A 12195-nucleotide genomic window follows, 5' to 3' on the forward strand; every position below is an offset into this window, starting at 1 on the left:
AAATGATTGACTCAGTCAATCATCAACATGACAACAGCAACCATTTCAAGCAAATCGTCCCAGCCCGATGCCGTCGCGGTCAAGGCGATCCGGCGCTTCAACCGCTTCTACACGAGCCGCATCGGCGTGCTCGACCCTTATCTGGGCAGCGACATGTCGCTGACCGATGTCCGGGTGCTGTACGAGCTGGCCCACCGGCAAACGCCCGTGGCCAGCGAGATCGGCCGCGACCTCAAGCTCGACGCCGGCTACATGAGCCGCATCCTGCGCCGCTTCGAGGCGGCCGGCTGGCTCACGCGCGCGCCCCACCCGCGCGACGCGCGGCAAAGCGTGCTGCACCTCACCGAAGCCGGCCACGCCGCATTTGCGCCGCTGCAACAGAAATCGCGCGACGAGGCGGCCGCCCTGCTCGCCCCGATGCCTCCGCAGGAGCGCCAGCAGCTGATCGATGCCATGGCGCGCATCGAGCGCGTGCTCGACCCCGCTGCGGCCCCTGCGGCGCGCACGCACACCATCGTGCTGCGCGATCCGCTGCCCGGCGACATGGGCTGGGTGGTGCAGCAGCACGGCGAGCTGTATGCGCGCGAGTACGGCTGGAACAGCGAGTTCGAGGCGCTGGTGGCCGACATCGTGGCCCAGTTCGTGCGCAAGTTCCAGCCCGCGTGGGAGAAATGCTGGATCGCGGAACTCGATGGCGAACGCGTGGGCGCGATCTTCGTGGTGCGCAAGTCGGCCTCCACGGCCCAGCTGCGCCTGCTGCTGCTCTCGCCGTCGGCACGCGGCCTGGGCCTGGGCGGGCGACTCACCGATGAATGCATTGCTTTCGCGCGCGCCAAGGGCTATCGGCGGATCGTGCTCTGGACCAACAGCTGCCTCGAGGCCGCGCGCGCCATCTACGCCAAGCGGGGTTTCAGGCTCGACAAGGCCGAGCCCTACGAAGGCTTCGGCCAGCAGCTCGTGGGCGAGACCTGGTCGCTCAAGCTGCGGTAGACGAAGCGGTGCGGCGCGCCCTGGTCCACAGCTTCTTGAGCAAGGGGGCAAGCCACACCAGCAGCACCACGGCCGCCAGCGAAGCGGCAATCGGCCGCGACACGAAGCCAGCCAGGTTGCCGTCGGACTTGATCATCGAGGTAATGAAGTTCTCCTCGAGCATGCCGCCGAGCACCACGCCAAGGATCGCCGGCGCAATGGGAAAGCCGTTCTCCTCGAGCAGGTAGGCCACGATGCCGGCCGCGAGCATCACGCCCACGTCGAACAGCGAGTTGTTGATGGCGAACGCGCCGACGATGCAGAACAGCAGGATCAGCGGCATCAGCACATTGCGCGGCACCCGCAGGATGCGCCTGGCCACCTTGATGCAGAGGATGCCCAGCGGAATCATGATGATGTTGGCAATGATGAACAGCATGAACACCGCATAGATGTTCTGCGGGTTCGTGGTGAACAGCGTCGGCCCCGGATTGAGGTTCTTCATGTAGAGCACGCCGATCACGATGGCGGTGATCGAGTCGCCCGGAATGCCGAACACCAGCGCCGGAATCCACGCGCCGGCCAGCGCGCTGTTGTTGGCCGAACCCGATTCGACGATGCCTTCGACGTGGCCCGTGCCGAACTTCTCGGGCTCCTTCGAGAACTTCTTGCTCATGGCGTACGACATCCATGCCGCGATGTCGGCCCCCGCGCCCGGCAAGGCGCCCACCGCCGTGCCGAGGATGCTGCCGCGCAATATCTGCACCGGATACTTCTTGGCCAGCGCCCACTGCCCCGCCAGCACGCGCCCCACTTTCTCGACCACGATCTCGCCCGGCGGCAGCGTGTCGACCGCGAAGCGGATCACCTCCGAGATGGCGAACATGCCGATCATCATCGGGATCATGCCGATGCCGCCGGTCATCTCGGCATTGCCCAAGGTGAAGCGCGGAAAGCCCGCCGGATTGCCGAGCCCCACGCAGGCCACCAGCAGTCCGAGCAGCAGCGTGATCATTCCCTTCAGCGGCCGGTCGGAGGTGATGAACACCGCGCAGGTCAGGCCCAGCAGCACAAGCCAGAAGTATTCGAAGGAACTGAAGTTGAGCGCAAAGTCCGCCAGCGCGGGCGCCGCCACGATCAGCACCACCGTGCCGAAAAGACCGCCCACGGCAGAGAACACGAGCCCCGCGCCCAGCGCCGTCTCGGCCATGCCCTTGCGCGTCATCGCAAAGGCCTCGTCGGTGTAGGCGGCGGAGGCGGGCGTGCCCGGAATGCGCAGCAGGCAGCCGGGGATGTCGCCCGAGAAGATGGCCATGGCAGTGGCCGTCACCATGGCCGCGATGGCCGGGATCGGCTGCATGAAGAAGGTGACCGGCACCAGCAGCGCCACCGCCATGGTGGCGGACAGCCCCGGGACCGCGCCGACGAACAGGCCATAGAGCGAGGCCAGCACCATCACGAGGATGGTGTAAGGCTCGAAGACCATCGAGAAAGCCTGCCAGAGTGCTGCGGACATGGGTGGATGTCTCCGGTTACCAGGCGAAGGGCGTCAGGACGCCCCAGGGAAGCGGAACGCGCAACAGCTTGTAGAACGCGGCATGGATCACCAGCGTGGCAATCAGCGCAACCAGCAGCGCGCGGCCCGGCGGCACGCGCATGGCGAGCATCAGCGCCAGCAGCGAGATGGCCGCGGTCGGCAGGAAGCCCAGCCGCTCGGAAGCGAAGATGTAGAACAGCACCGCGCCGACGACCAGCGCGGCGGCCAGCACATGGCGCGGCGAAGCGGCCCAGTCGCCGAGCCGCACCCAGGCCATGGCGTGCCGCTCGCGCCAGCCCTTGGCCAGCAGCATGGCGCCGCAGACGCACAGCCCCACGGCAATCAGCCCCGGAAACAGCGCCGGCCCCACCTGCTGGCCCGGTATGCCGGGATAGCCCTGCACTACGGCAAGCACCACGATACCGAGCGCCAGCAGGATCGCGCCGAAGATCGCGTCGTTGAATTTCATTGCGCCGCACCTCCGCCGGGCGTGCGCGCACGCCGCCCGGCGTTCACTTGACGATACCCACGGCCTTCATGGTTGCGCCGAGTTCGGCGTCGGACTTGGCCATGTAGGCGGCGAAGTCGTCGGGGCCCGCATAGATCACGCCAAAGCCGCGCGATGCCATGAAGTCGGTGTACTCCTTGCTCGCCACCACTTTCTTGAGTGCGCCCGCGAGCTTGTCGCGCACGTCGGCCGGCAGGCCCTTGGGCGCGACGATGCCGCGCCAGGCCGCCATCGACCAGTCGCTGCCGATGGCCGCCTTGAGCGTGGGCACGTTGGGATAGAGGGCCGAGGGCTTGTCGCTCATGATCGCAAGGCTCTTGACCTTGCCCGCATCGATCAGCGAGCGCGCCTCGGGCAGCGAGACCGGCGCGATCTCGACACCGCCCGCCACCACGTCCTGCAGGCCCGGCGCCGCGCCATTGCTCGGCACCCAGGGCACGGCCGCGGGATCGATCTTCTGGTCGCGCAAGAGGCCCGCGATGGCCAGGTGCCAGATGCCGCCCTGCCCTGTGCCGGAGGCCTTGAGCTTGCCGGGGCTGGCCTTGATGGCCGCCAGCAGTTCGGCCACGGTCTTGTAGGGCGCGTCGGCGCGCACCTGGATGCCGGCCGGGTCGAGGTTGGCAAGGCCGATCGGCGTGTACGAGGCGCTGGTCAGCGGCGTCAGCCCCTGCCAGTGCATCATGCCGATCTCGACCGTGGCCATGCCGATGGTGTAGCCGTCGGGCGGCGCGGCGGCAATGGCCGCATGGCCCACCACGCCGTTGCCGCCGGTGCGGTTCACCACCGTCATCGGCTGGCCGAGCTCTTTTTCGAGCAGGCTTGCGATGATGCGCGCCGTGGCATCGGTGCCCCCACCCGCGCCCCAGGGAACGATCAGCGTGACGGGCCGGCTCGGGTAGGCCTGGGCAGCCGCGGGCGCCGCCGCCGCAAACATCGCGAGCCCTGCCGCGGCAGCTGCGGCATGGGCCACGAAAGAGCGGCGCGAAAAGAAGCCGGTTGAACGAACAACACGCATGGTTTTTGTCTCCTGGCGAAAGTCATTGGTATGACGATTGAACGGCAAGCAGGGGTTTTCTCACAGTTCGCTCGCCGGAGACATTAGGGTGAACCATCGTGCGCCGCGCGAGGCGGCGTCTTTTCGCTACTGCATAAACCAGCCGTGGCTCACCACCAGCGACTGGCCGGTCAGCGCATTGGTCGGAAAGGCCGCGAACAGCAGCGCCACGCGCGCCACGTCGTCGGTGGTGGTGAATTCGCCATCGACCGTCTCCTTCAGCATCACGTTCTTGATGACCTGTTCCTCGGTGATGCCGAGCGTCTTCGCCTGCTCGGGAATCTGCTTTTCGACCAGCGGCGTGCGCACGAAGCCCGGGCAGATCACGTTGGCGCGCACGCCGTGCTTCGCGCCTTCCTTGGCGACCGTCTTGGCCAGGCCGATGAGCCCGTGCTTGGCGGTGACGTAGGGCGCCTTCAGCAGCGAAGCCTCCTTGGAGTGCACCGACCCCATGTAGATCACGCTGCCGCCGCGGCCCTGCGCATACATGTGCTTGAGGCAGGCCTTGGTGGTGAGAAAGGCGCCGTCGAGGTGGATCGCGAGCATCTTCTTCCAGTCGGCAAAACTGAACTCCTCGACCGGATGAACGATCTGCACGCCCGCGTTGCTGACCAGGATGTCGATGCCGCCGAAGGCCTTGGCAGCCTCTTCGACCGAGGCATCGACCTGCTCTTCGCTGGTCACGTCCACCGCCACGCCCATGGCTTGCGCGCCCGTCGCCTGGAGTTCGGCCGCAGTGGCGTCGGCGGCCTGCTTGTTGAGGTCGGCAATGACGACCTTGGCACCCTCGCGCGCAAACAGCATGGCAATCTCCTTGCCGATGCCGCTGGCCGAACCGGTGATGTAGGCGACCTTGTCCTTGAGTTGCATGGTGAATGTCCTTGAGGGTTGGAAAAAAAGAGATTGCAGGAATCAGTCGAGCGCAGCCCGCCTTCAGCGCGACAGCCCCGGACGCTTGACGCGCTCGACGCCGGGCTCGCCGAGGTCGAAGGTGGTCACGCCGTTCACGGTGGCGTCGCTGCGCAGTGTTTCGGGGTGCGCCAGCGTGCGCCGCATGTCGCGCGCGCCGGCCTCCCAATGCTCTTCGACGGCGGCGCGCGAGAACTCGTAGTCCTTCGATTCGACTTCGTAGGGCTTGTCGCGGTAGATCAGGTGGAAGATGTCGATCGGATGGTGCGTGAGCTCGGCCTGCACCGCGAGCACCGATGGATCGTTGCGCAGGTGCGCCGGCAGCTTGGAGATCAGGTCGGCGATGGCCTGCTGCAGGTTCAGGTTGGCGGCCAGCGCATCGGTGTTCATGCGGGTGCGGCTCGAATAGGTGATGTCCTTCTGCCGCTCCATCACGCCCGACAGCGTGCGCGGCATCTCGCCGCGTGCATTGAAAAGATCGACCTGCAGCACCACCAGCGGTTCGGAGCGCGGATGGATGTCGAGCACGTACTGCAGCGGCGTGTTCGAGACGATGCCGCCGTCCCAGTAGTCATCGCCGTCGATGCTGACCGGCGCAAACCCCGGCGGCAGCGCGCCGCTGGCCATGATGTGCTCGGGGCCGATGCGCTGGCGCGTGTTGTCGAAGTACACCGAGTTGCCGGTGCGCACATCGACCGCCCCCACGCTGAAGCGCGCCTCGCAGGCATTGATGCGGTCGAAGTCGACCAGGCGCTCGAGCGTGAGCCTGAGCGGCGCGGTGTCGTAGTAGCTCAGGAGCGGCGCCGCGGCGCCCATGAGCAGCGCAGGCGAATGGCGCGGCTCGAAGAAGCCCGGAATGCCCACCAGCATCGCCATGCTGGCGCTCCACTGGTTCTGCATCGCGCGGTCGCCCAGCCAGGCTGGCAGGCGCTGCGCCGGCCCGGAGGACACGAGGTGCCAGAACTCCCGCAGCCGGTCGATGCGCTTGTCGGGCGCATTGCCTGCGATCAGCGCCGCGTTGATGGCGCCGATGGAGACGCCGGCAATCCAGTGCGGCTGCAGGTCGGTCTCGCTGAGTGCGGCATACACGCCGGCCTGGTAGGCGCCGAGCGCGCCGCCGCCCTGCAGCACCAGCGCCTTGCGCGCGGCACGCATGTCTTCGCGGCGCTCCGCGAAAGTGTCGAGGGTCTTGCTGCGTGCGGCACGGGGCTTCTTCGTCGTCGTCATATGGCGTCATTTGACACCAGCCCCGCGACCGCAAGCTGACCGAGCGCCCTTACATCTTGGGCAGCATCTGTCCCCGGATTTCGCCGGCCGGATTGGCGGCGGTGTGGATGTTGGCGTACCACTTGCCTGCGATCAGGTCGGCCGCCTGCGCCGGCGTGAGCGTGGCCTGGCCCTCGATCGGGCTGGCCGCATTGGCAAAGGGCAGCACCACGCCGGCGTTGGCGCCCGCGGCCGCCGGGCCGTGGAAGTGCGCGGCCGTGGCCGGGCCGCTCAGGCCGCTGTAGGTGATCTTGTACTTCAGGACATTGGTGTCCCTGTTGAGCGAGGCCTCCGCCAGGCCGCTGCCGCGCGTCATGTTGGGCGGCACTTCGCTGGCGGCGTTCATCGCCCCGCTGAAGTTCGCGGTGTTCGACTTCGACATCATCCCGCAGCCGGCCAGCGCGGCACTGGCCACGCCGGCGATGAGGGTTGCGCGCAAAAAGCTGCCATATCGTGTCATGAGCTCTATCTCCTGAGTTATGAAAACCGCTCAAGCATAGGCAGGCCTTGCGATTCGCCTTGTCGGCCACCACCGCGACTTTGCCGGCCGGCGCAGGCTGAAAGAGAATGCGGCCATGAGCCCTGCCGACCTGCCCACCGCCCGCGACATCGTCGACTTCTGGCGCAACGCCGGCCCCGAACGCTGGTTTGCCAAGAACGCGGCCTTCGATGCGGAGTTCCGCGAACGCTTTCTCGCCGCCCATGAAGCGGCCGCGCGCGGCGACCTCGACCATTGGGCGCACGACCCCGAGGGCGCCCTGGCGTTGCTGGTGCTGCTCGACCAGTTTCCGCGCAACACCTGGCGCGGCGACGCCCGCATGCTGGCGACCGACGCCAAGGCCCTGGCCGTCGCCCGCCAGGCGATCGAAACCGGCATCGACCTGAAGACCGACGAGAACCTGCGGCGCTTTTTCTACCTGCCCTTCATGCACTCGGAGTCGCTGGCCGACCAGCAGCGCTCGGTCGAACTCAATGCCGCGCTCGATGCCAACACCCAGCGCTTCGCGGTGCTGCACCGCGACATCGTTGCGCGCTTCGGCCGCTTTCCGCACCGCAACAAGCTGCTCGGGCGCACCAGTACCTCCGAGGAACAGCGCTTCCTCGACGAGGGCGGATTCGCGGGCTAGGGCCTGTTCACACTACTAACGGAGATCGCGTTGCACTCCTTGCGTGTGCCAACGCACACGCATCGTCGTGCGCCTTGATTTGTCCGCTTTGGCATGCCTTCGCGACTCCGTTAGTAGTGTGAACAGGCCCTAGCGCTGCGGCAGCGGATCCGAGCGCGTCGGCGAAGGATTCGCATCGCCGCGGCCCTCCATGTTCTTGAGCGAGCCATAGGTCCTGGCATACACCCAGGTGAACTCGGCTCCCAGCAGGAAGATCTGCGCCGAGTAGTACACCCACACCAGCACCACCACCAGCGAACCCGCGGCGCCGTAGCCCGAGGCCACGCTGCTCTTGCCGATGTACAGGCCGATGAGGTGCTTGCCGATGGCGAAGAGCAGCGCCGTGACCGCCGCCCCCACCCAGACGTCGCGCCACTGCACCCTGGCGCGCGGCATGATCTTGTAGATCATCGCGAAGATCACCGTCACCATCGCAAAGCTGAAGACGAAGTTCACCGCCTGCGCCAGCGTGGCCCAGCCGCCGAACACAGGCGCCCACCACTTGCTCAGCGCCGCGAGCGCCGCACTGGCCACCAGCGACACCATGAGCAGGAAGCCGATGGCCATGATCATGCTGAACGACAGCGCCCGCACGCGCAGCAGGTTGAAGAGGCCCTTGGTCGTGGTGCGTGCCGGCGCCCGCCAGATGCGGTCGAGCGCATCCTGCAGTTCGCCGAAGACGGTGGTCGCGCCGACCACCAGCAGGCCGATGCCGATCACCGTGGCCACGATGCCTTCGGCCGGCTTGTTGACCGCCTGCAGCATGCCCTGCACCGCGGCCGCGCCCTGCTCGCCCATGAGGCCGGAAAGCTGCGCGAAGATCTCGCCGCGCGCGGCCTCCTCGCCGAACACCAGCCCCGCCACCGAGATCACGATCAGCAGCAGCGGCGCAATCGAGAACACCGTGTAGTAGGCCAGTGCGGCCCCCATGCTGGGGGCGTAGTCGTTGGACCAGGAGGCCACGGCCTGTTTGCAGAGATCGAAGAGTGCGCGGATTTGCATGGCGATGAAGTCTCCCGTCGAGTGATGCAGGGGCATGTCAGCCCGATGCCCGGCATATTGCAGGCCTGGCAACGATAATCGCATCCACATGCATCCGTCTCCTTCAGGCGCGGCGGCGCCCCTTCCTCCGCAACCGAAGTCGCCACGCGACCTTTTCGTTTCATTCACCTGGCTCGCGCTGCAGGGATTCGGTGGCGTTCTGGCCATCGTCCAGCGCGAGATGGTCGAGAAAAAGCGCTGGCTCACGCCCGAGCAGTTTCTCGAAGACTGGGCCGTGGCCCAGGTGATGCCGGGGCCGAACGTGATCAACCTCGCACTGATGATCGGCGACCGCTACTTCGGCCTGCGCGGCGCCGTTGCCGCGGTGGCCGGCATGCTCGCGATACCGCTGGTCGTCATCCTGGTGCTGGCCGTGCTCTATGCCCACTACGCCGCGAACCCGCAGGTGGCGGCCGCGCTGCGCGGCATGGGCGCGGTGTCGGGCGGGCTGATCGCCGCCACCGGCATCAAGCTGATTCCGCAGTTGCGCAAGCACCCGCTGGGCTTTGCCACCTGCCTGGCATTCGTTGCGCTGGTGTTCGGCGCCATTGCGCTGTTCAAGATGCCGCTCGGCTGGGTGCTGCTGGCAGTGGGCGGCGTGGCCTGTGCGTGGACGTGGCGGAGGATTCCTGCGTGAGTCACGTGACTATCGCCATGCAATGGCACGACTGGCTCGCGCTTTTCGGCCAGTACCTGCTGCTGTCGCTGCTGTCGATCAGCGGCGCCATCACCACCGTCCCCGACATGCACCGCTACCTCGTCGCGCAGCACGGCTGGCTCACCGATGCGCAGTTCAGTTCCTCCGTGGCCATCGCCCAGGCCGCGCCAGGGCCGAACGTGCTCTTCGTCGCGCTGATGGGCTGGAACGTCGGGCTCAACGCGGGCGGTGGCATCGGTGCGGGCCCGGGCGCCTGGCTGCTGGGCTTGTTCGGGCTCATGGTCACCATGGTCGGCATCATGCTGCCGAGCACCACCCTCACCTACCTTGCCACGCGCTGGGGGCACCGCAACCGCGACCGGCGCGGCGTGCGCGCCTTCAAGCAGGGCATGGCGCCGGTGGTGGTGGGCCTGCTGATCGCCACCGGCTGGGTGCTGGCGGCGGGTAACCATGCCGGCGACGCGCCCGCATGGCACCTGTGGCTGCTGACCGCGGCGGCCGCGCTTATCGTCTGGCGCACGCGCCTGCACCTGCTCTGGCTGCTGGGCGCGGGTGCGCTGCTCGGTGCCGTGGGCTTCGTCTGATCCTCGTTCTTCGTTCTCTCTCAGGAAACAAACTCATGTCGCAACTCCGCTCGCTCGGCCGCTCCGGCCTCCTGGTCTCGCCGCTTGCCTTCGGCGGCAACGTGTTCGGCTGGACGGTGGACGAAGCCACCTCGTTCCGCCTGCTCGATGCGTGGCTCGAGGCGGGGTTCAACTTCGTCGACACCGCCGACGTCTATTCACGCTGGGTGCCGGGCCACACCGGCGGCGAGTCCGAGACCATCATCGGGAAATGGCTCAAGCAGAGCGGCAAGCGCAAGCGCGTGGTGCTCGCCACCAAGGTCGGCAAGCCCATGGGCGAAGGCAAGGCGGGCTTGTCGCCGGCCTACATCCGCGAAGCGGTGGAAGCCTCGCTCAAGCGCCTGCAGACGGACTTCATCGACCTGTACCAGTCGCACGACGACGATGCCGCCACTCCGCTGGAAGATTCGCTGCAGGCATTCGACGACCTGATCAAGGCCGGCAAGGTGCGCGCCATCGGCGCCTCGAATTTCAGCGCGCCGCGGCTGGCTGAGGCGCTCGACGTGTCGGAGCGGCTGGGCATTGCGCGCTACGAAAGCCTGCAGCCGCTCTACAACCTCTACGACCGCGCGGTGTTCGAAGACGAACTGGAGCCGCTGTGCGTGAAGCGCGAGGTGGGCGTGATCAACTTCTATGCGCTGGCGGCCGGCTTCCTGACCGGCAAGTACCGCACCGAGGCCGACGCAACCAAGAGCGCCCGCGGCGCCAGCACCACCGGCAAGTACCTGAATCCGCGGGGCCTGCGCATTCTCGAAGCGCTCGACAAGGTGGCCCAGCAATACAACGCCAAGCCGGGCCAGGTGGCCATCGCGTGGCAGATCGCGCGCCCGTCGGTCACGGCGCCGATTGCCAGCGCAAGCTCCATCGCCCAGCTGGAGGAACTCGTGGTTGCCACCCAGCTGAAGCTCGATGCCGGCACCATCCAGATGCTGGACCGGGCCAGCGCCGAAACCCCGGCCTGAGACGCGCATGCAACGGGCGGTTTCGAGCGCCGCTTAACCGTCGACCGGATTCAGCGGCGTCGAGAGAATGCGCTGATAGAACGCCACGTCGAGCCAGCGGCCGAACTTGAACCCGGCCTGCCGCACGGTGCCGGCATGCTCGAAACCCAGGCGTTCATGAAGCCCGATGCTGCCCGCGTTCGCGGCATCGATGGCGCCAACCATGACATGCACGTCGCGCGCAACGGCTTCGGCAATGATCGCCTCCATGAGCGTGCGGCCGAGGCCCGCGCCGCGGTGACCCGCCTCGACGTACACCGAATGCTCCACGGTGTACTTGTAGGCCGGAAACGCGCGGAACGCGCCGTAGCTCGCGAACCCCAGCAGCTTGCCGCTGTCGTCTTCCGCTCCAATCACGGGAAAGCCGTTGGCGCGCTTGGTGGCGAACCACGCCACCATGCTCTCGGGCGTGCGCGGCTTGTAGTCGTACAGGGCCGTCGAATTGGCAATGGCCTCGTTGAGGATGGCAAGGATGGCGCCCGCATGGGCTTCCTCGGTGCAGGGGACCAGGCGCATGTTCGTTCCTTTCAGTCTGTCCAATATAGGAGAATAATAATCTCATATGAGAAACAATTCATCTCCGCCCGCCGAGGCCTCCGGGATCGACTCGCTCATCGCCAGCCGGCTGCTCACCTTGCGCCAGGCCAAGGCGCTGAGCCTTGCCGAGCTGGCCGAGCTTTCCGGCGTCAGCAAGGCCATGATCTCGAAGGTGGAGCGCGCGGAGAGCAGCCCGACGGCCGTGCTGCTGGGGCGGCTGGCTGCCGGCCTGGGCGTGCCGCTCGCGCAGTTGCTGACGGAGGACAAGGGCTCGCCGCGCCGGCTGCGCACCCGGGCCGAACAGGAGGTCTGGCGCGATCCCGAGGCGGGCTACCTGCGGCGGCAGGTTGCCGAGCGCGGTGCGAGCGGCGGCGTGGAGATGGTCGAGATCGAATTGCCCCGCTCGGCGCAGGTCGCCTATCCGCGCTGGAGCGGCAAGCCGTACCGGCAGTGCCTGTGGATGCTCGAAGGCGGGCTGCGGGTGGATTACGGCGACGAGCGCTTCGAACTCGCGCCCGGCGACTGCCTGGATTTCGGTGTCGACCGCCCGCTCGTCTTCAAGGCGCTCGGGCGCGCGGTCTGCCGCTACCTGCTGGTCGCATCCCCGGCATAACGGCAGGGAAGCAGTAGGCAAGGTCCCACAGCGACTGGAGACGAAGGCCTGTGCCGGCCAGGGGGCCGCCCGGGATACTGCAAGGCATCAAAGCTTCCGGGGGAACAAGCATGTCCTTTGCGCTCTACATGATCGGTTTTCTGATCTTCCTCGCCGGTGTCGCCTGGGGCGCCTCGGTGGCCGGCGTGCCCGATCTCTACATCGGCATCGGTGCACTGATCATCCTGGGCATCGGCATCTTCAGCGCGGTGGCTCGCACGCGCAGCAAAGACCCCTCCTGACCTCGTGCCGCGCCCCTGCCCAGGAGAACAGC

15 protein-coding genes are annotated in these 12195 nt (G+C 67.1%); 7 read left to right on the forward strand and 8 right to left on the reverse strand.

Annotated elements, in window-relative coordinates:
* The first annotated feature begins 27 nt into the window (after positions 1-27).
* Positions 28-990 (forward strand): bifunctional helix-turn-helix transcriptional regulator/GNAT family N-acetyltransferase, encoded by a 963-nt coding sequence (locus QFZ47_RS27705; RefSeq protein WP_307658681.1) that lies wholly within the window; start codon positions 28-30, stop codon positions 988-990.
* On the opposite strand, the gene QFZ47_RS27710 is transcribed toward QFZ47_RS27705, so the two are convergent.
* From QFZ47_RS27710 to QFZ47_RS27735, 6 genes are all read right to left on the reverse strand, one after another.
* Entirely contained in the window at positions 977-2485 is a 1509-nt protein-coding gene (locus tag QFZ47_RS27710; protein ID WP_307658682.1) for a tripartite tricarboxylate transporter permease, read from the reverse strand. The two genes, QFZ47_RS27705 and QFZ47_RS27710, sit on opposite strands and share 14 nt — an antisense overlap.
* Positions 2486-2501: 16 nt before the next feature.
* The gene (locus tag QFZ47_RS27715; protein WP_307658683.1) at positions 2502-2975 is read right to left on the reverse strand and encodes a tripartite tricarboxylate transporter TctB family protein; all 474 of its coding nucleotides are present in this window, start codon (positions 2973-2975) and stop codon (positions 2502-2504) included.
* A gap of 43 nt (positions 2976-3018) precedes the next feature.
* Complete coding sequence (locus QFZ47_RS27720; RefSeq protein ID WP_307658684.1) at positions 3019-4029, reverse strand: tripartite tricarboxylate transporter substrate binding protein; 1011 nt, start codon at positions 4027-4029, stop codon at positions 3019-3021.
* Between the two features lie 126 nt (positions 4030-4155).
* Positions 4156-4938 carry a 3-hydroxybutyrate dehydrogenase gene (locus tag QFZ47_RS27725; protein ID WP_307658685.1) on the reverse strand — a complete coding sequence of 261 codons (783 nt, stop codon included), beginning with the start codon at positions 4936-4938 and terminating at the stop codon, positions 4156-4158.
* A gap of 63 nt (positions 4939-5001) precedes the next feature.
* A complete protein-coding gene (locus tag QFZ47_RS27730; protein WP_307658686.1) occupies positions 5002-6204 on the reverse strand; it encodes a patatin-like phospholipase family protein in 1203 nt (400 codons plus the stop codon).
* Between the two features lie 49 nt (positions 6205-6253).
* Complete coding sequence (locus QFZ47_RS27735; RefSeq protein WP_307658687.1) at positions 6254-6703, reverse strand: CHRD domain-containing protein; 450 nt, start codon at positions 6701-6703, stop codon at positions 6254-6256.
* Between the two features lie 115 nt (positions 6704-6818).
* Here QFZ47_RS27735 and QFZ47_RS27740 point away from each other — a divergent pair, with 115 nt between their 5' ends.
* Positions 6819-7370, forward strand: a complete 552-nt coding sequence (locus QFZ47_RS27740) for a DUF924 family protein (protein WP_307658688.1) — start codon at positions 6819-6821, stop codon at positions 7368-7370.
* Positions 7371-7499: 129 nt separating this feature from the next.
* On the opposite strand, the gene QFZ47_RS27745 is transcribed toward QFZ47_RS27740, so the two are convergent.
* Positions 7500-8411, reverse strand: coding sequence for a YihY/virulence factor BrkB family protein (locus QFZ47_RS27745; protein ID WP_307659031.1), 912 nt, complete (start codon positions 8409-8411; stop codon positions 7500-7502).
* An 88-nt stretch (positions 8412-8499) separates the two neighbouring features.
* Between QFZ47_RS27745 and QFZ47_RS27750 the strand changes: the two genes are divergently transcribed.
* Genes QFZ47_RS27750 through QFZ47_RS27760 form a run of 3 tightly spaced genes read left to right on the forward strand, consistent with a single transcriptional unit; the run spans position 8500 to position 10693 of the window.
* Complete coding sequence (locus QFZ47_RS27750; RefSeq protein WP_307658689.1) at positions 8500-9087, forward strand: chromate transporter; 588 nt, start codon at positions 8500-8502, stop codon at positions 9085-9087.
* Between the two features lie 17 nt (positions 9088-9104).
* Entirely contained in the window at positions 9105-9692 is a 588-nt protein-coding gene (locus tag QFZ47_RS27755; RefSeq protein WP_307659032.1) for a chromate transporter, read from the forward strand.
* Positions 9693-9727: 35 nt separating this feature from the next.
* Positions 9728-10693, forward strand: coding sequence for an aldo/keto reductase (locus QFZ47_RS27760; protein WP_307658690.1), 966 nt, complete (start codon positions 9728-9730; stop codon positions 10691-10693).
* Between the two features lie 33 nt (positions 10694-10726).
* Here QFZ47_RS27760 and QFZ47_RS27765 read toward each other — a convergent pair whose 3' ends face one another.
* A complete protein-coding gene (locus QFZ47_RS27765) occupies positions 10727-11248 on the reverse strand; it encodes a GNAT family N-acetyltransferase (RefSeq protein WP_307658691.1) in 522 nt (173 codons plus the stop codon).
* A gap of 46 nt (positions 11249-11294) precedes the next feature.
* Here QFZ47_RS27765 and QFZ47_RS27770 point away from each other — a divergent pair, with 46 nt between their 5' ends.
* Positions 11295-11882 carry a helix-turn-helix domain-containing protein gene (locus QFZ47_RS27770; RefSeq protein WP_307658692.1) on the forward strand — a complete coding sequence of 196 codons (588 nt, stop codon included), beginning with the start codon at positions 11295-11297 and terminating at the stop codon, positions 11880-11882.
* A gap of 110 nt (positions 11883-11992) precedes the next feature.
* Positions 11993-12163, forward strand: a complete 171-nt coding sequence (locus QFZ47_RS27775) for a hypothetical protein (protein WP_307658693.1) — start codon at positions 11993-11995, stop codon at positions 12161-12163.
* Positions 12164-12195: the final 32 nt, after the last annotated feature.

Source organism: Variovorax paradoxus (assembly GCF_030815975.1).
GTDB classification, from domain to species: Bacteria; Pseudomonadota; Gammaproteobacteria; order Burkholderiales; family Burkholderiaceae_C; genus Variovorax; species Variovorax paradoxus_N.